The 20,379-nt window shown below is 65.2% G+C and carries 18 protein-coding genes; 7 read left to right on the plus strand and 11 right to left on the minus strand.

Going from position 1 to position 20,379, the window contains the following annotated elements:
• The first annotated feature begins 15 nt into the window (after positions 1–15).
• Positions 16–1,146 carry a serine hydrolase gene (locus QDT69_RS27925; protein WP_279709670.1) on the plus strand — a complete coding sequence of 377 codons (1,131 nt, stop codon included), beginning with the start codon at positions 16–18 and terminating at the stop codon, positions 1,144–1,146.
• Between the two features lie 150 nt (positions 1,147–1,296).
• Complete coding sequence (locus tag QDT69_RS27930) at positions 1,297–1,614, plus strand: hypothetical protein (RefSeq protein WP_279709671.1); 318 nt, start codon at positions 1,297–1,299, stop codon at positions 1,612–1,614.
• A gap of 7 nt (positions 1,615–1,621) precedes the next feature.
• Here the strand turns inward: QDT69_RS27930 and glgA are convergent, their stop codons facing one another.
• Together glgA and glgC are read right to left on the minus strand one after the other, a co-directional pair.
• On the minus strand, positions 1,622–3,076 hold the full coding sequence (glgA, locus tag QDT69_RS27935) for a glycogen synthase GlgA (RefSeq protein ID WP_279709672.1): 1,455 nt from the start codon (positions 3,074–3,076) through the stop codon (positions 1,622–1,624).
• Complete coding sequence (gene glgC / locus QDT69_RS27940) at positions 3,073–4,335, minus strand: glucose-1-phosphate adenylyltransferase (protein WP_279709673.1); 1,263 nt, start codon at positions 4,333–4,335, stop codon at positions 3,073–3,075. Before glgC ends, glgA begins: the two co-directional genes overlap by 4 nt.
• Positions 4,336–4,580: 245 nt before the next feature.
• On the opposite strand from glgC, the gene QDT69_RS27945 reads away from it, so the two are divergent.
• Entirely contained in the window at positions 4,581–5,813 is a 1,233-nt protein-coding gene (locus QDT69_RS27945) for a rhodanese-like domain-containing protein (protein ID WP_279709674.1), read from the plus strand.
• A 187-nt stretch (positions 5,814–6,000) separates the two neighbouring features.
• Here QDT69_RS27945 and QDT69_RS27950 read toward each other — a convergent pair whose 3' ends face one another.
• Positions 6,001–7,005, minus strand: a complete 1,005-nt coding sequence (locus QDT69_RS27950) for a hypothetical protein (RefSeq protein WP_279709675.1) — start codon at positions 7,003–7,005, stop codon at positions 6,001–6,003.
• A gap of 176 nt (positions 7,006–7,181) precedes the next feature.
• Between QDT69_RS27950 and QDT69_RS27955 the strand changes: the two genes are divergently transcribed.
• Positions 7,182–7,385 (plus strand): hypothetical protein, encoded by a 204-nt coding sequence (locus QDT69_RS27955; RefSeq protein ID WP_279709676.1) that lies wholly within the window; start codon positions 7,182–7,184, stop codon positions 7,383–7,385.
• Positions 7,386–7,508: 123 nt separating this feature from the next.
• Here QDT69_RS27955 and QDT69_RS27960 read toward each other — a convergent pair whose 3' ends face one another.
• Positions 7,509–8,771 carry a serine hydrolase gene (locus QDT69_RS27960; RefSeq protein ID WP_279709677.1) on the minus strand — a complete coding sequence of 421 codons (1,263 nt, stop codon included), beginning with the start codon at positions 8,769–8,771 and terminating at the stop codon, positions 7,509–7,511.
• 145 nt (positions 8,772–8,916) lie between these two features.
• A complete protein-coding gene (locus tag QDT69_RS27965; protein ID WP_279709678.1) occupies positions 8,917–10,293 on the minus strand; it encodes a PLP-dependent aminotransferase family protein in 1,377 nt (458 codons plus the stop codon).
• A 94-nt stretch (positions 10,294–10,387) separates the two neighbouring features.
• Between QDT69_RS27965 and QDT69_RS27970 the strand changes: the two genes are divergently transcribed.
• The gene (locus QDT69_RS27970; RefSeq protein WP_279709679.1) at positions 10,388–10,822 is read left to right on the plus strand and encodes a DUF983 domain-containing protein; all 435 of its coding nucleotides are present in this window, start codon (positions 10,388–10,390) and stop codon (positions 10,820–10,822) included.
• A 68-nt stretch (positions 10,823–10,890) separates the two neighbouring features.
• On the opposite strand, the gene QDT69_RS27975 is transcribed toward QDT69_RS27970, so the two are convergent.
• Positions 10,891–12,138 carry a multidrug effflux MFS transporter gene (locus QDT69_RS27975; RefSeq protein WP_279709680.1) on the minus strand — a complete coding sequence of 416 codons (1,248 nt, stop codon included), beginning with the start codon at positions 12,136–12,138 and terminating at the stop codon, positions 10,891–10,893.
• Positions 12,139–12,404: 266 nt separating this feature from the next.
• Between QDT69_RS27975 and QDT69_RS27980 the strand changes: the two genes are divergently transcribed.
• Complete coding sequence (locus QDT69_RS27980; protein ID WP_279709681.1) at positions 12,405–13,739, plus strand: MFS transporter; 1,335 nt, start codon at positions 12,405–12,407, stop codon at positions 13,737–13,739.
• A gap of 123 nt (positions 13,740–13,862) precedes the next feature.
• Here QDT69_RS27980 and QDT69_RS27985 read toward each other — a convergent pair whose 3' ends face one another.
• The 5 genes from QDT69_RS27985 to QDT69_RS28005 form a co-directional block, all read right to left on the minus strand.
• The gene (locus tag QDT69_RS27985; RefSeq protein ID WP_347952065.1) at positions 13,863–14,780 is read right to left on the minus strand and encodes a YiiG family protein; all 918 of its coding nucleotides are present in this window, start codon (positions 14,778–14,780) and stop codon (positions 13,863–13,865) included.
• 206 nt (positions 14,781–14,986) lie between these two features.
• Positions 14,987–15,619 (minus strand): aspartate/glutamate racemase family protein, encoded by a 633-nt coding sequence (locus QDT69_RS27990; RefSeq protein ID WP_279709683.1) that lies wholly within the window; start codon positions 15,617–15,619, stop codon positions 14,987–14,989.
• A 174-nt stretch (positions 15,620–15,793) separates the two neighbouring features.
• Complete coding sequence (locus tag QDT69_RS27995; RefSeq protein ID WP_279709684.1) at positions 15,794–16,804, minus strand: amino acid ABC transporter substrate-binding protein; 1,011 nt, start codon at positions 16,802–16,804, stop codon at positions 15,794–15,796.
• A 42-nt stretch (positions 16,805–16,846) separates the two neighbouring features.
• A complete protein-coding gene (locus QDT69_RS28000; RefSeq protein ID WP_279709696.1) occupies positions 16,847–18,202 on the minus strand; it encodes an aspartate aminotransferase family protein in 1,356 nt (451 codons plus the stop codon).
• A gap of 17 nt (positions 18,203–18,219) precedes the next feature.
• On the minus strand, positions 18,220–19,095 hold the full coding sequence (locus QDT69_RS28005; RefSeq protein ID WP_279709685.1) for a MurR/RpiR family transcriptional regulator: 876 nt from the start codon (positions 19,093–19,095) through the stop codon (positions 18,220–18,222).
• 171 nt (positions 19,096–19,266) lie between these two features.
• Here QDT69_RS28005 and QDT69_RS28010 point away from each other — a divergent pair, with 171 nt between their 5' ends.
• Positions 19,267–20,379, plus strand: coding sequence for an ABC transporter permease subunit (locus QDT69_RS28010; RefSeq protein WP_279709697.1), 1,113 nt, complete (start codon positions 19,267–19,269; stop codon positions 20,377–20,379).

Here is a 20,379-nt window from a genome sequence, read left to right on the forward strand (position 1 = left end):
CCGATTTCGCTCTTGATGAAACAGTGGCTCCCCGTCCGGATCGCGGCCATCGTGCTTGCCGTCGCAGCTAGCGCGCTCGCGGGGGCGCGCGCGGATTCCGACATGGATGCGCTGATCAGGGACATCGTCACGACGGAACTCGCGCCGACCGCGACCGCGGCCGATCCGGGCGGCCTCGCCGCCGCAGTCTATGCCGGCGGCCGCCTCACCTTCGTCAACTACGGTTTCGCCGACGCCGCGGCGAAGCGGCCGGTCACGTCGGACACGCTGTTCAACCTCGCCTCGCTGCGCAAGCTGTTCGAGGCGACGCTGGTCGCACTCGCAACGGAGCGCGGTGAATTGCGATTGGACGATCCCGTCGGCAAGATTTTGCCCGAGTTGCACGGCGACTATGTCAGCCGGGTCACCGTCGGCGAGCTCGTCAACCATACGTCCGGGCTGCTGCTGCCGACCGATCATCCGCCGTGGCCGAACGAGACATTCAGCCGCGACCAGTTCGTCGCGATGCTCAATGCGTGGACGCCGCCGGCAGGAGTGCAGCCGGGCAAGCAGCGCATCTACAGCCATGCCGGCTATGTGCTGCTGCAGCTGGTGCTGGAACGGCGCTATCGCATGCCGATCGCGACGTTGATCGAGAGTCGCATCCTCAAGCCGCTCGGCATGGCGTCGTCCTTCGTTGCGGATCGCGGCGAGGACAATCGCGCGGCGATGATGCCGGAGATCATGCAGCGCATGGTCCAGGGCTACTCCCACGATGGAGCGCCGATCGGCCCAATCGGCAATCAGCAGAGCTATTACGATTTTCCGGGCACCGGCCAGATGTTCTCCTCGGCGCGCGATCTCGGCATCCTGCTGCGGGCCTGTCTCGACGGCGGGGTGATCGATCCCGAATTGCGTGCGGCATTGCAGATGACCATGCGCGAGAGTTTCCGTGTCGATGCGAAGTTCGGACAGGCGATGGCATGGGAGCATGTGCGGCTCGACGGCGTCACCGTCATCGACAAGCCCGGCGGTCTCAACAATGCCTCGGCCTATATCGGCCTGGTGCCGGCGCGCAGATTCGGCATCGTGCTGCTCGCCAATCGCGGCGACTATCCGCACGAGATCGCGCGCTACAGGATCCTGCCGGCACTCGCGCGACTCTGACCAAACCAACATACCGTAGCGATACTGCGTGCCAATCCGATGACACGGCCTGCACGGCCGGGCAGGGGATGCATGCAAAAATCGCGATGGCGCGGAACCATGATCGGCTGTATAAGCCGGTAGCTTCTTCTCCTGCTTGAAGAGGCTGATATGAGTGATCTGAATAATTCCGATCTGCACGGTTGGCTTTCGCAACAGCCGCACGGCTTGCGAACCTACCGAACCCTCCAGGAAAAACTCGAGACCTTGAGCAGGCACGACCCCGAGCAACGGGCGATGTGCCGTCTGCTGAGCGGTCTCGTCGGCAATTACATCGAGACGTTTGACGAGGAGCCGTTGCCGGTTGCGGTCGCCGACCGCGCCTATGGCCGGCTGCTCGATCTCGTAGCAAGCCTTGATTTCAAGGGAAATCCCGACCGGCGCCTTGCCGATATCAACCGCATCGCGTCCTGCGATCTCTTGAACTGATTGTGCTTTACTTTCGCGCCGCGGCGAGCTCGCGATAGAGCGCAGCGTAGCGGCCGGCGCGATTGTGCCAGGAGACATCGGTGGCCATGCCGGCTAGCTGCAGCCGGCGCCAGGTCACCTTGTCGTTGAACAGCAGGTTCGCTGTGCGCAAGCCATGGGCGAGCGCCTCCGAGGTGACGGGCGCGAATTTGATGCCGGTTGCCGCACTGCCAGTGATTGCGGCTTCGTCGAAGCCCTGCACGGTGTCGGCGAGGCCGCCGACATTTGCAACGATCGGGACCGCGCCGTAGCGCAGCGCGCAGAGCTGGGTGAGGCCGCAGGGCTCGAACCGCGACGGCACCGCGAGCGCATCGGAGCCTGCCTGGATCAGATGCGCCAGCGCCTCGTCATAGCCGATCACGACTGCGATCCGTCCGGGATTGTCGCGCGCCAGCGCAGCGTAGCGATCCTGCAGATCGCGATCGCCGCTGCCGAGCAGCGCGAGCTGGATGCCTTCGCCGAGCAAGGTCGGAATGTTGTCGAGCAGCAGGTCGAGCCCTTTCTGCCATGACAGCCGGCTGATGACGCCGAGCAGCATCGCATCCGGCGCCGGATCGAGCCCGAACCGCCGCTGCAACGCCGCCTTGTTGGCGGCGCGCTCTGCCATCTGCTCGGCGCTGAAGCGCGCGGCGATGTCGGGGTCCGTCGTCGGATTCCACACCGCGATGTCGATGCCGTTGAGGATGCCGCTCAGCACGTCGGAACGTTCGCGCAGCAGGCCGCCGAGCCCCATGCCGCCCTCGTCGCTCTGGATCTCCTGCGCATAAGTCGGCGACACCGTGGTGATACGGTCGGCGAATTGCAGACCGGCCTTGAGCAGGCTGATGGTGCCGTAATATTCGACGCCGTGCAGCGAGTAGGCCTCGCCGGGCAGGCCGAAGGTCGCGAGCATATCCGGCGAGAATTGCCCCTGATAGGCGAGGTTGTGCACGGTCATCACCGTGCCCGGCCGCGGTTGCCCGCCATAATGCAGATAGGCCGGCGCGAGACCGGCCTGCCAGTCATGGGCATGGACGATGTCGGGGACGTAGGAGGCGATCGCGCCGCGGCCGATTTCCGCCGCCACCCGCGACAGCGCCGCGAAGCGGATGCCGTTGTCGGGCCAGTCGCGTCCGTCGGGGCCGATATAGGGATTGCCGGGCCGCGCATAGAGATGCGGCGCGTCGAGCGCGAGCAGATCGAGGCCGCCATGGGTGCCGCCGAGCACGCGGATCGGCCCGCCGTAGAATTCCGGCCAATGCAGCAGCGTCTCCGCCGAGGCCAGCGCGCTCAGCACCGCCGGATAGCCCGGCACCAGCGTCCGCGTCGTGACGCCGTGCTGCTGCAGTGCCGCCGGCAGCGCGCCGGCCACGTCGGCGAGGCCGCCGGTCTTGACGATCGGGTAGACTTCCGAGGCGACCGCGAGGACGCGGATGGGCGTCATGTGCCGAGCCTGTCGATCATCGATTGCGTAATCAGCGTGATCCCGTTTTCGGTGGTGCGGAAGCGCTTGCCGTCGAATTCGGGATCCTCGCCGACCACAAGGCCTTCCGGAATCCGCACTCCGCGATCGATCACGACGTTCCTGAGTCGCGCGCCGCGGCCGACATTGACATAGGGCATGATCACCGCGTTCTCGACATTGGCGTAGGAATTGACATGGACGCCGGTGAACAGCAGCGACCGTCGTAGCGACGCGCCGGAGATGATGCAGGCACCCGAGACCAGCGAGGTGACCGCCTGGCCGCGCCGTCCGTCTTCGTCGTGGACGAATTTGGCGGGCGGGGTGATCTCGGCATAGGTCCAGATCGGCCATGAGCGATCGTAGAGATCGAGCTCGGGCACCACGTCGGTGAGATCGATGTTGGCGCCCCAATAGGCATCGACGGTGCCGGCATCGCGCCAGTAGGAGCGGGGATCGTCGCCGGAGCGAACACAGGAATGGTTGAACTGATGTGCGATCGCGCGGCCGTGCTTCACGATATAGGGGATAATGTCCTTGCCGAAATCGTGGGCCGAGTTCGGGTCGGCGGCATCGCGGCGCAATTCGTCGAACAGGAATTCCGAATTGAAGACATAGATACCCATGCTGGCCAGCGACTTGTCGGGCTTGCCGGGCATCGGCGGCGGATCGGCCGGCTTCTCCAGGAAGGACTGGATCAGGCCGGTCTCGTCGATATGCATGATGCCGAAGGCGCTGGATTCCGCGCGCGGCATCTCGAGGCAGCCGACCGTGACGTCGGCGCCGCTCTCGACATGCTGCTTCAGCATGATCTCATAGTCCATCTTGTAGACATGGTCACCGGCGAGCACCAGGATGTACTTGGTGCCGTGCGCCTCGAGGATGTCGATGTTCTGGTAGACCGCGTCGGCCGTGCCGACATACCACATCGTCTCGGAAACGCGCTGGCTTGCGGGCAGGATGTCGAAACTCTCGTTTCGTTCCGGACGGAAGAAGTTCCAGCCGCCTTGGAGATGCCGGATCAGGCTGTGCGCCTTGTACTGCGTCGCCACCGCGATGCGACGGATGCCGGAGTTGACGGCATTGGAGAGCGCGAAATCGATGATGCGGGACTTGCCGCCGAAATACACGGCGGGCTTGGCGCGTTTGTCGGTGAGCTCCTGAAGCCTGCTGCCGCGTCCGCCGGCCAGAACGAAAGCGAGGGCGTGACGCGACAAAGGTTCATTTCCGACTGGTCTCATGGTCATCCTCCCAGAACTTCAGGCTGGCCCCGCTACCTTCTCTTGTCCGGAAGGCCTGATCGGGCGCCAACGGGGCCGATTGGAACGTAGCAAGAGCGTCCCGGTTGGGCAAAGCGGGATGGCGGGTTTTCGTTCCTTGGATTTCAGCTGCCGGGGAGCGGGGTTGCGACTTGGTTAAACCTATTGACGACGCGCGATTTCGGCCTAGAGCAAGCCAGCGCATTTCCTGCCCGGACCAGCATCTCATGACACTTTCTTCCGTCACCCCCCAGGACATTCGTGCGACGCTGCTGCTGCGCCGGGAGATCGCGCTGCTCGACGTCAGACATGAGGCGGAATTCGCCACCGGCCATCCGCTGTTTGCCGCCAACATGGCCGCCGGCCGGATCGCGCTGGAGGCCGAGCTGCGACTGCCGCGCGGGGACGCGCCGATCGTGCTCTATGACAATGGCGAGGGCCTGGTCGCTGCCGCAGCCGACCAGTTGCGGGAGCTCGGCTATAGCAACGTCGCGGCGCTTGTCGGCGGCCTCAAGGCCTGGAAGGCGACCGGTTACGAGGTGTTCGAGGACGTCAATTCCTACGCCAAGGCGTTCGGCGAGCTGGTCGAGGCGCGCCGGCATACGCCCTCGCTCAGCGCCGATGAGGTCGCCGCGCTGATCTCCGACAAGGCCAACATCGCGATCCTCGATGTGCGTCGGTTCGACGAATATGCCACCATGAACATCCCGGGCTCGGTCAGTGTGCCCGGCGCGGAGCTGGTGCTGCGCGCAGGCGGCGCGGCGCCCGATCCCGACACCACCATCATCGTCAACTGCGCCGGCCGCACCCGCTCGATCATCGGCACGCAATCGCTGATCAATGCCGGACTGCCGAACAAGGTGCGAGCACTGCGCAATGGCACCATTGGCTGGACGCTGGCGAAGCACGATCTCGAGCACGGCGCCGGCAAGCGCGGCGATGTCGGGCCGTTCGCGGGCGCCGCCGACAATGCCCGCGACGTCGCCTATCGTGCCGGCGTCCGCCACATCGGCGCGCGCGAACTCGCCGCGCTGGAAGACGACGCGCAGCGCACGCTGTATCGCTTCGACGTGCGCGATGCCGAGGAATATGCGGCCGGTCATCTGGCCGGCTTCCGGCATTATGCGGGTGGCCAGCTGGTCCAGGAGATCGACATGGCCGCGCCGGTGCGCGGCGCGCGCATCGTGCTGACCGACGACAGGAGCATCCGCGCCGACATGACGGCGTCCTGGCTCGCGCAGATGGGCTGGGAAACTTACGTGCTCGAAGGCGGCTATGACGGATCGCTGGAAATCGGACCGCCGCGCGTCGTGCCGCGGCCCGACCCCGCGCACCGCTATCGCCGGCCCTATGAAGGCACCGGCGTCGCGGAGCAGGCGATGCAGGCCTATCTCGATTGGGAGTACGGGTTGGTCGAGCAGCTTCGCCGCGACGGCACCCACGGGTTTTATGTGATCTAGCGCCTGTGCATTACCTCGCCCCGCGTGCGGGGAGAGGTCGGATCGCATGGAGCGAAGCGTAATGTGATCCGGGTGAGGGGGAGTCTCCGCAAACGCAGTTATCACCGTCTACGCTGAGGCCGCCCTTCATCCCAACCCTCTCCCCGTAAGAACGGGGAGAGGGAGCGCAACACCACTTGCTCCGCCGCTACTTCGGCAGCGCCACCGGCGTCAGCTTGAACGGGCCGGGGTCCTTGCCCTTGTTGTCGCCGATCACGTAGGACAGCTTGCCCTCGGCGACCCAGCCGACATCTCCGACCTGTGTCACCGAGACCGGTTCGACGAGGCCATCCTTGATGATGTCGATCGTGGCATCGCTGCCCTTCACCGTGACCTTGTCGAGCTTGCCGTTGCCCTCGATCAGCAGGAAGCCGCCGCCATGGGCGCGCAGCGCGTCGGCGTGGTCGAGCGGCCGTGACGGCTTCAGCTCGGTCACGGCACCGGCCTTGCCGTCCTTCATCTCGATCCTGAACAGCTTGGCCGGAATGAAGGTCGTGACATAGAGGTTGCCGTCGGCGCCGATCGCGATGCCGTCGAGCCCGACGCCATCCTTGGCCGGCGCGAGCTGCGGATCGGTCGCGAACGTCGCCAGCGCGGTGCCGCCGGGCTTCAGGCTGTAGACGAACGGCGCGAAGGAATCGCTGACATAGGCGGTGCCGTCGGCGCCGACCACGATGTCGTTGCAGAACGATTTCGGATCGCTCAAGGCAAAGCTGCCCCTCGGTGCGCCGCTCTTCAGATCGAAGGTCTTCAGCCAGGCGCCCTTGGTGTCGCTCGGCCCGGCGACGCCCATGGCGCTGATGTCGTTGGAGCAGACATAGAGCGTGCCGCTCTTCTCGTCGGCGAGCACGCCGAGCGTCGAGCGGCTGTCGGCGGCCCCCGGCTTGACCAGCTGCTCGGCCTTGCCGCCGGAGATCTTGGTCACGCCGCCATGGTTGAAGCTGCCGACATACAGCGTCCCGTCGGAGGTCGAGGTCACGCTCTCAGGGAAACTCTTGTCGGGAACGCCGACCGGAGCCGTTTCGGCGCGGGCCATGCCTGCGATGCCGAGCGTAAGGATAACGGCCGCAGCGCTCAGCGGTGACGCGCGGCGGATCTTGAGCAGTTCTCCCGTTGCGCGCGGATGCCCCGCGTCGCCATTCTTTCTTATCATGATCGCGTTTCCTCGATGAACCTGGTTGGACCAGGCAGGAATTGTGAGGCGATCGTCTCCGGTCGATGGTTGTTGTGTGCAGGGTTCCCGACCGGATTGTTCACCCGCCTGCCTTGTCGGGTTCGATATATACGATAGTATATAGCGTAAGGGAAGCGACGGCTGGGGAACGCGTCATGGAGCGAGAGTTTGCGTCGCGCCACCAATGCGTGTGCTGCGGTGGCGTCATCGGCGGCCTCACCGACGACGATGCGGTCGGACTGGAAGCACGGATCGGCTTGTTTACGGATGCGTGTGCGTTCGTCTGCAACGAATGCACCGCGAGCCTGATCGCAGCCGCAGCACGGCGCAGGCAGGAGAACGTCAGGCGGAAGCCGTAAGGCGCGACGCTTCCGCTTTCGTCATTGCGAGCGAAGCGAAGCAATCCATCTATCCGCGTGCACTCGGATAGATGGATTGCTTCGTCGCTTCGCTCCTCGCAATGACGGGGCCACTAGCGTAACTTAGTCCGGGCTGAACGCGTCGTACACCAGCTTGCGGAACGCCGGCGTGATGCGCTGGCGCTCGTTCTGGGTCTGCTCGAGCATGATGTAGATCATGTCGAGCTTCGGATCGACGCCGAAATAGGTTCCGCTGCCGCTGTCCCACTTCAGCTCGCCGATCGAGCCGGGCGGCGGCGGCTTGGCGATGCCGGGATCGGTGCGCACCGCGATGCCGTAGCCATAACCGAAGCCGTCGCCGGGGAAGTACCAGTAGTCGCGGCCGACGCCGGAGCCCGGCCCGATATGGTCCCTCGTCATGTCCTTGAAGGCAGCGGGGCTCAGATAGCGCTTGCCGTCGAGCTCGCCGCCATTGAGCAGCATCTGCGCGAAGCGCGCATAATCGAGAATCGTCGACACCAGGCCTCCGCCGCCGGATTCCCATTCCGGATGCGCGCGCCGGTCGTTCTCCCCGTCGATCAGGATGGTGTCCGAGGGCAGCGGCTCGGCCAGCCGGGTCCGTTCGGTCTCCGCATCGAGTACGTATCTGGTGTCGTTCATCTTCAGGGGGTCGAAGATGCGCTCCTTCTCGAACTGATAGAGCGTCTTGCCAGCGACGATCTCGATCACCCGGCCGAGCACGTCGGTGGAATGACCGTAGCGCCACAGCGTGCCGGGCTGCCGCGACAGCGGCAGCTTGGCCAGCCGCGCGGTGAATTCCTTGTTGTCGAACTTGCCGTCGAACAGATGGCCGTCGCGGTAGATCTTCTGGATCCAGTCGGCGCCGATATATTCGTAGGTGATGCCCGAGGTGTGCCGCATCAGGTCTTCGATCGTGACCGGGCGGATCGGCGGCACCAGCTCGACCTTGGCCGGATCGTTGCCGCCGTCCGGTTCGACCGCGACCTTTACGTCGGCGAAGGCCGGAATGTATTTCGACAGCGGGTCCTGGGGCGACAGCTTGCCGTCATCGACCAGCATCATGGCAGCGGTGTTGGTGATCGGCTTGGTCATCGAATGCAGCGCGAACATGGTGTCCGGCCGCATCGGCGATTTGGTCGTGACGTCGCGATAGCCGAAGGTTTTCAGATAGACCGGCTTGCCGTGCTGCTGGATCAGGATGACGGCGCCGGGCAGCTTGCCGCTTGCGACCTCGTTGTCGAAGAACGCGGTGATGCGTTCGAGCTTTTCCGGCGACGGGGCAGGGGCGTCCGAGGCGCGCGCCGCGCCCGATGTGACAAGCGCAAGACAAGCGACCGCTGCCGCTGCCGCGTGAAGCGTCCGCATGGCAACGGGGATCGCTCGACCATATCCGTACGACATTGAAAAGCTGCCCCTGCCTGATGCCCTGGAGCGCCCAAACTTAGCGAGAGCGCTCCCGCGCACCATAATCATTTTCGAGCGATTTTATTCCTTAACGATGGTCGAAAATTTACACAATTTGCGTTGCGCCGACCGGCGTGCGCACCGCATTCGACAGCACCTGCAGCGCCTGGCTCAGCTCGGCGCGGTTGCGGGCGGCGCCGAGCGAGACGCGCAGCCCGCGCGGCGCGGCGTCTCCGGCCGTGAAGGCATCTTCGCCGACCACGGCGAGGCCGTTGCGCATCAGATGCGACAAGAGGTCGGTGCCGTCGAAATGTTTTGGCAGCGGCATCCAGAGATGGTGGCTCGCCGGCCGCGCCGCATAGGTCACGCCCTTGAGGAAGCGGGCCGCGAGCTGCTGACGGGCGGCCGCCTCGTTGCGGATGGCACGGATGATCTCGGCAGCAACGCCGGAGCGCAGCCATTGCGTCACCAGCGCGACCATCAGCGACGGCGGCATCTGCATGGTGGCCTGCATGCCGGCGCGCATGCGTTGCTCAGCGGCGGCGTCGGGCGCCAGCAGATAGGCGACCCGCAGTGCAGGCGCGATGCATTTCGCGATGCTCGCGGCAAGGTAGGTGCGCTCGGGGATCAGCGTGGCAATCGGTGCCGCCTGCGGTTCGAGCGGGCCGTAGACGTCGTCCTCGATCAGCACGCAGCCGCGCTTCCTGATGATGTCGGCGATCGCCTGGCGTCTGATCGCGCCCATCGTCGCCGTGGTCGGGTTCTGCTGCGTCGGAATCAGATACACCGCCTTCGGTCTGTGCTTGCTGCAGGCCTCGTCGAGCGCGTCGGGCCTTGCGCCCTCAGCGTCGATCGCAACGCCGACAAGTCTAACATCGAGCCGCGCGGCCGCAGCCTTGATGCCGGGGAACGTCAGCGCCTCCGTCAGCACGACATCGCCGGGCGACGTCAGCGCCAGCAGGGCGTTGAAGATGATTGCCTGTGACCCCGGATAGATCACGATCCGGTCGGCCGAAGCATTGGGCACGCGCGGCGCGAGCCACGCGGCGCCGACCTCGCGCTCGTCGGCGGTGCCGCCCGGACGCGTGTAGCCGAGATAGGCGGAGAACCCGGCCTCGGAGCGGATGTTAGCCAGTCCCTGCGCGATGCGCAGGTCGAGATTGGCCTCGACCGGCTGCGGCGGCAGGTTCATCGACAGGTCGATATTGACAGGTGTCGGCAGGTCGGACGCTGCGCGCGCGGTGGTCTCCGACACGAAAGTGCCCTGGCCGACGCGGGCGTCGAGCAGGCCGCGCCGCCGCGCCTCGCCATAGGCGCGCGTCACCGTTGTGAGATCGATGTCGAGTGCGGTCGCCAGCGCGCGATGGGTCGGCAGCCGCTGGCCGCGCACCAGCCGTCCGCTGGCGATATCGGCGGCCAGCGCATCGACGATGCGCAGGAACATCGGGCCGTGCCATTCCGAAACTGTAGGGATCCAATCCATGCAATCCGACGCTTTGTCTTTGATTGTATGCTCTCGGAGGCATATTGTATGGATCATCAGATCAGGTCAAGGACAACGACCAAGGACGACTGCGATGACCGAGACGGTTTCCCTGCCAAAGGCGATGTTGCGCGGCTTCACCATGAAGTGCCCGAACTGCGGGCGCGGCCATCTGTTCGGTCGCTTCCTTAAAGTTGCTGACCATTGCGAGGTCTGCGGCGAGGACTACACCCCGCAGCGTGCGGATGATTTTCCGGCCTATCTCGTCATCGTCGTCGTCGGCCACGTCGTGGTGCCGGCGCTGCTCTGGATGGAGATGACCTACGCGCCGCCGGCCTGGCTGCAACTGGCAATCTGGCTGCCGTTCACGCTGTTCAGCGCGCTCGGACTGTTGCAGCCGACCAAGGGCGCGATCGTCGGCCTGCAGTGGCAGCTCGGGATGGAGGGATTTGCCGCGACGCGGCGTGTCGCGGCTCGAGTGCGGGCGCGCAACAGCGTCGGCTCTGTAGGGCGGATTAGCGAAGCGTAATCCGCCGTTCTGTCCGCGGCAAAGAAAGTTGGTGGGTTACGCCTTCGGCTAACCCACCCTACAAGAAATCAAATCGGGTGATGATGCGGCCGGAACATGCGGCCCTTTTCTGTCACCAGCACGACGGCGAGCGCGGCCAGCGTGCAGAGGAAGAAGCCGGTCGCGAACGGCAGCAGCGTGCCGTCGTAGTCCTGGCCGATGGTGGTGCCGACGCCGATCCCGAGCAAAGTGGTGATGGTGCCGTAGAGCGAAGACGCCGTGCCGGCGATCTTGCCTTGCGGCTCCATCGCGAGTGCGGTGAAGTTCGCCATCATCAGTCCGAATGCGAACATCATCAGGCCCGACAGCACCATGAACAGCGGCAGCGACAGCGTGCCGATCTTCACGGTGAGGAACAGCAGCCCGGCGACGACGGCAAAGCCGGTCAGTGCGGCGTGCGAGATCACCCGCATGCCGATGCGGCCGACGATGCGCGAATTGAGGAAGCCGGCGATCGCGACGCCGACCGCGCAGGCGGCGAACGCCACAGGGAAGTAATGCCCGAGCTTGAACACCTCGGTGAAGATCTGCTGCGAGGAGAACACGAAGGCGAACAGCGAGCCCTGCACGCCGCCGGCGGCGAGCGCATAGCCGAGCGTCTGGCGGTTGGTGACGGTCTGACGGAATGCGGAGAGCACTTCCGGGATCGCCAGGGACTTGCGCAGTTCCTTAGGGAGCGTCTCCGGCATCCGCATCGCGCTCCAGGCCAGCGCAATCACGCCATAGATCATCAAGAGCACGAAGATGCCGCGCCAATGCGTCAGCAGCATCACCGCCTGGCCGAATGACGGCGCGATCACCGGCACTGCGATGAACACCATCATCGCAAGCGACATCACGCTCGCCATGCGGCGTCCGGCGTAGCAGTCGCGCACGATCGAGGTCGCGATCACGCGCGTCGCCGCGGTGCCGAGCCCTTGCAGCGCGCGCGCCAGCAGCAGCGTCTCGAACGACGGCGCCATGATCGCAAGCAGGCCCGCGATGGTGTAGACGGTCATGCCGCCGAGCAGCACCGGGCGGCGGCCGAAGCGGTCCGACAGCGGGCCCATCACGAACTGGCCGACACCGAAGCCGACCAGGAAGATCGACAGCACCATCTGCGGGCGGTTGGCGTCGGCGATATGGAATGCGGAACGGATGTTCGGCAGCGCCGGCAGCATCATGTCCATCGCCAGCGGGTTCAGCGCCATGATGGAAGCAATGACGACGACGAATTCCGGAAAGCCCATCGGGCGGTGGCCTGAGGAAACCCAGGCATCGGCATTGATGTCAGACACTTAAGACCTCTTGGAGAGCGGGGATCATAGCGGTCTTGCTGCGTTGCACAATCGGCGTTTCGGGATGGGAGACCGTCGGCAGCGGGTGAGGTAATCCGGTCATGGAACCGGCCCTGGGGCATCGGTTGGCGCATTATCGTTGCTGCTGCAACTATTTCCTCGTGCCGCGCGGAAAGCTCTGCTATCCCGGTACCAGCACCCGTGCAGGGCAGGCGCATCGCCGCCGACCACGCCCGCACGGTCAAGAACGTTTTTGGGGAGGCCACATGTCCATCGAAATCTCCGCGCGCTCGCGCGGCGCTACGCTGTCGGATGAGGAGCGCAAGGTCCTCACCGCAACGCTCGTCGGCACTACGATCGAATGGTACGACTTCTTCGTCTACGCCCAGGCGGCGGGCCTGGTGTTCGGCGCGCTGTTCTTTGCGCCGATGAACGCGAACAATCCGCTGCTGGCGCAGATTGTCTCGTTTGCGACGCTCGGCCTGTCATTTCTGTTCCGTCCGCTCGGGGCCATCGTCTGCGGCCATCTCGGCGACCGCTTCGGCCGCAAGAACATGCTGGTCGTCACGCTGCTCTTGATGGGCGCTGCGACCGCGCTGGTCGGCCTGCTGCCGACCTATGCGCAGATCGGCGCCTGGGCGCCGGCACTCCTTATCCTGCTGCGCATCCTGCAAGGCTTCTCGGCCGGCGGCGAGTGGGGCGGTGCGGCGCTGATGTCGGTGGAGTCGGCGCCGATCGACAAGCGCAGCTTCTTCGGCTCGTTCCCGCAGATCGGCACGCCGCTCGGCATGATCCTGGCGACCGGCGTGCTGTGGGTGCTCACCACGACGCTCGGCAAGCAGGCCATGATGGAATGGGGCTGGCGGATTCCGTTCCTGCTCTCGATCCTGCTGATCGTCGTCGGCATCGTGATCCGCCGCACAGTCGAGGAATCGCCGGTGTTCAAGGCGATGCAGCGGCGGCACCGGGAATCCTCCGCGCCGCTGAAGGAATTGATGCGCAGTCACAGTAAGGAGATTTTCCGCACGGCGCTGATCTTCATGGCCAACAATGCGGCCGGCTACATCCTGATCGCGTTTCTGATCAGCTATGGCGCCAACACGCTGAAGATGCCGTCCGACCAGTTGCTGCTGATCGGCACGCTGGCGGCGGTGAGCTGGTTCATCTTCACGCTGCTGGGCGGCATTCTCGGCGACAAAATCGGCCGCGTGCGCTGCTTCCAGATCGGCTACGGGTTGATGGTGCTGTGGGCGGTGCCGATGTGGTTCCTGATCGACAGCAAGAACCTGTTGCTGTTCTTCGTCAGCGCGGTCGGCCTCACCATCGCGCTTGGTTTGTCCTATGGCCCGCAGGCGGCCCTCTATGCCGAGCTGTTTCCGGCCAAGGTGCGCTATTCCGGCGTCTCGATCGGCTACGCGCTCGGCGCCATCTTCGGCGGCGCCTTCGCGCCGATGATCGCGCAATGGATCATCGGCACCTACGGCGAGTCCTGGCGTGTCGGCGTCTACATCGCGGTGCTGTCGCTGATCTCGCTGATCACGGTGTCGACCATCAAGGACCCGCAGGGCGTCGATCTGAACGTGAATGATGCCAACACGTAGGCTTTGTAGAGCGGATTAGCCGTAAGACGTAATCCGCCTCTTATGCCACGGCGGATTACGCCCATCGGCTCCACGCTTCGCGCGGACCCGGTGGGATAATCCACCCTACGCAGCGGCGGTCACTCAGATGCGGGCGCCGCGGTTGTAGCCGTCGACGAGCTGATTGTAGTCGCGCATCAGCCGAGCCGGCGATCCTTCCACCATCCAGCCGGAGCCGGCGTTGCTCAGCATCATCTTCTCACCTGAGCTGTAAGGCACCTTGTCGCGAACGCGGCGCATCAGCTGCTTGGCCGTGGTGAGGAATGATTTGGCGCTGCCGATGAACATCGAGCCGAGCTTGACGTCGCCGTCCTTGCCGGAGGCGTCCTCGGTTGCCTTCACCGTGGCCTCATACTCGTTGAGCGCCTGGGTGATCGCGTCGATGTCGGGTTTGTCGGCCTGCTGCGCGCGAAGCAGGCGTTTGGCCTGGATCATCAGGGCCTCGACATAGTAGTGCGACTTGCGGCCTTCGCTCGCCTCGATCGCGGCCAGCTGCTCGGCGGCGCGTTTGTCATTGATCGCCTCGACACCGGCGCGCAGCGCCTTGTCGGCGCTGGCAAACGCATCCCATGCCGCGACCAGGCGCGGATGCAGCGCCTTGCCCTTGGCCATCTTGTCGTCCTTGTAATTCTCCTGGCTGTAATAGTCGTCCGCCTCCTTCAACAGCGGCTCGAGCGTGGTGACGGCCGCAACATAGGCATTCGCAGCGGCCTCAAGCTCGGCATCATGCGGGTCCGCCGCATTGGCGACCGCGACGCTCGTCTTGCAGTCGGAGGTGTCGTAGATCGTGTAGGTGCCGTAGATGATCCGCTCCTTGCCGGTGGGACCGCTCTTGGCGGCCCAGGAAAAGTAGCGGTCGCGAGACTCGTACGATCGCGCCGAGAGACGGTTGATGCACCCGACATAGGCATTCATCTTATGCGTCAGTTGCCCGCTCGCCGGTGACGCAGGCGGGGCCTGCTGGGCGGCGGCCGGTTCGAGACAAGCAACGAAGGCTGCAATCACAAGGAAACAGATATTTCGCATCGGGAGTTTGCCCTCGTCTCGGCCGGAAGTTAGCCGCCTCAGCCTGAAGATTATGTGACGGCGGAGGGTGACGTCACACGAGCCTCTGCGGAGGCCGCGCGGCACACTATCGATAGACTTAGTTGTCGGCTACGGGCAAAAGCCGTCGATCGACCGCCGGGACCCGGCGTTGATGGCCGCACCTACTTCCCGAGCATAGCCTTCAGCTTGAGTACCGCGCTGTCGGGCGTCGTCAGCACCTCGCGGCCCGTCACCTCGGCGACGCGCTCGGCCGCAGGCGCCATGCTGTATTGGGCAAGCGCGATCAGATCGCAGTCGCGCAAGTCCTTGCTTGCCTCGACCACGATGCGATCATGCTCCGTGCGGTCGCCGCGATCGAGCGCGGCCAGCGCGCCCTCGGCGAGCTTCGGCGCCAGCGTCACTGACGTTGGGAATTCCGGCGGCATCGACACCAGCGTCGGCGGGAAGGTCGAGAGCAGGCCGATCCGCTTTCCCTTGGCGACCGCCTGTTCGATCATCGCCTCGTTCGGCTTCAGCACCGGCATCGGCGCGTGCGCGCGCGCCACCGCCTCGATGCAGGGGCCGAATGCCGAGCAGGTGAACAGAATGCCGTTGGCGCCGGTGCTTGCCGCATAGCGGCCCATGGTCAGAAAGCGCTCGGTCATGCGTTCGGAGAGCTTGCCGTCGCGCGCAAGATCGGCCGACAGGCTGTCGTCGAGCAGGTTCATCAGCCGCGCCTCCGGCCAATGTCGTGCGAACGAGGCCTCGATCGGCACGATCGAATGCTTCAGGGCATGAATGAGCGTGATGCGCATGATTTTCTTCTTCTCCCTCTCTCCGCAAGTCGGGGAGGTTGGGCGCTAATCCATCAACTCGTCATTGCGAGGAGCGATAGCGACGAAGCAATCCATCGCTGTACTCGTGACGCGATAGATTGCTTCGCTTCGCTCGCAATGACGGGAGCAACAGGTTCAAGGCTGCTCAGGTGATCACTTGAACGGGATCGCGTACATCAACCCACCCTTGCTCCAGGTGCCGTTGAGGCCGCGCTCGAGTTTCAGCGGGCTTGCCTTGCCGACATTGCGCTCGAAGATCTCGCCGTAATTGCCGCCGGCCTTGATCGCCGCGACCAGCCATTTGTTGTCGAGGCCGAGCCGCGAGCCGAGATCGCCGGACGCGCCGAGCAGGCGCTGGATCGCCGGGACCTGCGACTTGGTCATCTCGTCGACATTGGCCTGCGTGACGCCGAGCTCTTCGGCTTCGACCAGGCCGTAATGCAGCCAGGTGATGATGTCGCTCCAGACCTCGTCGCCGTTGCGCGTGAACGGGCCGAGCGGCTCCTTGCTGATGGTCTGCGGCAGCACGACATAGTCGTCGGCCTTCGGTGCTGCGGTCGCGACCGCGCCGGCGAGCGCGGAGGCGTCCTGGGTCATGGCATCGCAGCGGCCGCCGAAGAAAGTCTGGTACATGGTGTCGGGGCGATCGAACACCAGCGGCTTCCAGTCGATGCCGTTGGCGCGGCCGTAATCGCCGAGCGTCACCTCATGCGTGGTGCCCTGCGCGACGCAGACGGTCGCGCCCTTGAGATCCTTCAATTCCTTCACGCCGAGGTCCTTCTTCACCACAAAGCCCTGGCCGTCGTAGAAATTGACCGGGCCCTGGCGCAGGCCAAGCGTGGTGCCGCGCAAGTAAGTCTGCGTGGAGTTGCGGTAGAGCACGTCGATCTCGCCCGACTGCAGCGCGGTGAAGCGGTTCTGCGCGGTCAGCGCGACATAACGCACCTTGGCGGGATCGCCGAGGATGCCGGCGGCAAGCGCGCGGCAATAGTCGACATCGAGACCCTTGAAGTTGCCCTGCGAGTCCGGCGCCGAGAAGCCGGCAAAACCGGTCGAGACGCCGCACACCAGCGTGCCGCGCTGCTTGATGGTGTCGAGCGTCGCCGCGCTTGCGCTCGAGAGCCCTGCGACGAGCAGGCTCGCCGCGATCAGTACGTTCCTCATTCTGTCCTCCTCCCTTCCTGTTTCAGCATGATCCGCTCCGGATCATGCTCCGTGACCAACGTCCTTCAATGCGCTGTCTACCGCAGCGCCTAGTCTTTCGACGATCATGTCGATGTCGCCGGAAGTTGCGATATAGGGCGGGGCGAGCAGCACGTGGTCGCCGCGCTGGCCGTCGGCGGTGCCGCCCGACGGATAGCAGCCGAGCCCGCCGGCGAAGGCCGCGGACTTGATCCGCTGATGCAATTTCAGCTTTGGATCGAACGGCTGCCGCGAGCCGCGGTCGGCGACCAGCTCGATGCCCCAGAACAGGCCGCGGCCCCTGATGTCGCCGACATAGCGATGATTGCCGAAGCGTTCGATCAGCCGCTGCTCGAGCTGGCGGCCGCGCTCCTTGACTTGGTCGAGCAGCTTCTCCTCGCTGATCACCTTCTGCACCTCGAGCGCAGCGGCGCAGGCGAGCGGATGCCCCAGATAGGTATGGCCGTGCTGGAACGCGCCGGAGCCGTTGCGCACGGTATCGACGATGCTGCCGCTCGCGAGCATCGCGCCGATCGGCTGATAGCCGCCGCCGAGACCCTTGGCGATCGCCTGGATGTCGGGCGAGATGCCTTCCTGCTCCCACGCATGCAGCGTGCCGGTGCGGCCCATGCCGCACATCACCTCGTCGAGGATCAACAGCGCGCCATGGCGGTTGCAGATCTCGCGCACCGCCTTGAAGTAACCTTCCGGCGCTGGCACGCAGCCGGCGGTGGCGCCGACCACGGGCTCGGCGATGAAGGCCGCAACATTCTCCGGGCCGAGCCGCTGGAATTCGGCCTCGAGCTCGGCGGCGAGCCGGGCCACGAAGGCCGCTTCCGATTCATCGCCGCGCTTCTCGTGATAGGCAAAGGCGGGCGTGACATGGCTGAACGACGGCGACAGCAGCGGCGCGTAGGGCTCGCGGCGCCAGGCATTGCCGCCGGCCGACAGCGCGCCCAGCGTATTGCCGTGATAGCTCTGCCGTCGCGCGATGAAGCGCGCGCGCTTCGGCTCGCCGCGCTCGATGAAATATTGCCGCGCCAGCTTGATCGAGGCTTCGATCGCCTCCGAGCCGCCGCTGACGAAATAGACATAGCCGAGGCCGCCGGGCTCATGGCCGACCAGCCGCTCGGCGAGCTCTTCGGCAGGCTCCGACGAGAAGAAACTGGTGTGCGCGTAAGCAAGCTTTGAGGCCTGCCTGGCGATGGCGGCCAGGATCCGCGGATGCTGATGGCCGAGGCAGGACACTGCGGCGCCGCCGGAGGAGTCCAGAATGCGGTGGCCATCCTCCCCGATCAACCAGACACCTTCGCCGCCAACCGCCTTTGGCGGGGTCTCGCGCAGGCTGCGATGCATCACGCGGCTCTTGTGGGCGGCCAAGTGGAGTGCCATGACACTCATCCTTTCTCGACAAAATATTGCGACATCTCGGCAAGCCGGCCCTCGGTTTCCTCCAGCTTGCGTTTTGCCCCGGCGCCGCCCAGCGTGAAGGCAACGGCGGCGAGCGACTGCGCCACCGCGATCGCGCCGGTGAGGCTCGGGAAGAAGCCGGGGGAAGAGGCGGCCTCGAACAGCAGCAGGTGATCGGCGCCCTCGGCCATCGGCGCGCTGATGGTGTCGGCGATCGCGATCAGCGTGGCGCGCGCCTGATGCGCCGCACGCGCCGTCTCGACGCTGACCAGGGTGTAGGGCGCAAAGCCGATCACGACCACGGCGTCGTCGGCACGGAAGGCACCGTGGTCGAGATCGAACGGGCCGGAACCGCCGACCAGTTGCGCCGCGTCGGGGCGGAACAGGCGAAGCTGGTAGGTCAGCAGTTCCGCAACGCTGCGGCAGCTGCGAAAGCCCGTGATCCAGATCCGGTTCGCCGTGTGCAGTGCACGCGCGGCGTCGGCAATCGCGTTTGCGGAAATGCGCGCGAGCCCCGCGGCTTCCGCCTCGAGCTTGTCGTGAACCAGTTTGACGTCGGCATTCGGCCCGCCGCGGCGGCTCTTCGCGCGGCCGGAGAATGGCGAGCCCTGCGCCGGACGCCGCGCCTCGGTAAGTGCGGCGCGCAATTCGTCCCAGCCGGAATAGCCGAGCGCTTTGGCCAGGCGGGTGAAAGAGGCGGGATCGGCGCCGGCGACGGAGGCAAGCTCGCGCATCGAGCGGGTTGTGGCGTCGTAATCATTGGCTGCGACAAACCGACCAACCTCCTGCAACCGCATTGGCAGCGACGGCAATGCGCTGCACAATTCGTTCAGGGGCGATGGTTTCGGCTGAGCCTGGGCCATGAAACATATGTTGCACATCCATCAATTTGGTGCAACATATGACGCGCGCACAAGTGCGCATGGCAGAAGATCGCTTCTCACTGGGGTCCTTGTGCTGTGACGACATCGACGCCGAAACGCCCTCCCGCCCGGCCCTGGCGGCTCTCGCTCAGCGATCCCCGCGTCGCCGGCCTGTTCTGGCAGATCCTGGTGGTCGGAATCGCGGTCGCGATCGTCGCGTTCCTGTGGTCGAACGCGATCCACAATCTCTCGGTGCGGCGCATCTCGACCGGCTTCGCCTTCCTCGGCCGCGAAGCCGGCATGCCGATCGCCGACAGCTGGATCGACTACACGCCGAAGGACACTTACCTGCGCGCCTTCATCGTCGGCATCGTCAACACGCTGCGCGTCGCGGTGATCGGCATCGTGCTGGCGACCGTGATCGGCACGCTGGTCGGCATCGCGCGGCTGTCGTCGAACTGGCTCTTGGCGCGGCTCGCCGCCGTCTATGTCGAGGTGCTGCGCGACCTGCCGCTGCTGCTGCAGCTCCTGTTCTGGTACGTGCTGATGCAGGGCCTGCCGGCGGCGCGCCAGGCCTGGAAGCCGGTCGAGGGCGTCTATCTTTCCAACCGCGGCCTGATCCTGCCGTCGGTCCCGCTGCATGAAGCCAATTGGTGGACCATCCTGGCGCTGGTCGCAGGCCTGATCGTTTTCACTTTCGTCAGGCGCCGCCTGATCGCGCAGCAGATGCTCGATGGCAAAGCGCGCCCGGCCTGGCCCTACGCGCTCGGCCTCGTCGTCGCGCTGCCTGCGCTGGTGTCGTTCCTCTCCGGCGCGAGCTGGAGCATCGCGCTGCCCGAGTTGCGCGGTTTCAACTTCGTCGGCGGGCTGACCCTGGCGCCGGAGTATTTCGCGCTGCTGATCGCGCTCGTCACCTATACCTCGGCCTTTATTGCGGAAATCGTGCGCAGCGGCATCCAGGCGGTGCCGCGCGGCCAGTCGGACGCCGCCAAGGCGCTCGGGCTGAAGCGCAGCTTCGTGTTGCAGCACATCGTGCTGCCGCAGGCGCTGCGCGTCATCATCCCGCCGATGACCAGCCAGTACCTGAACCTGACGAAAAATTCCTCGCTCGCGGTCGCGGTCGGCTACCAGGACATCGTCTCGGTCGCCAACACCACGCTGAACCAGACCGGGCAGGCGATCGAGTCGATCGCGCTGATCATGATGGTGTTCCTCACCATCAGCCTCGGCATCAGCCTGTTCATGAACTGGTACAATGCGCGCATCGCGCTGGTGGAGCGCTGA

Source organism: Bradyrhizobium sp. CER78, from assembly GCF_029846235.1.
GTDB lineage: Bacteria > Pseudomonadota > Alphaproteobacteria > Rhizobiales > Xanthobacteraceae > Bradyrhizobium.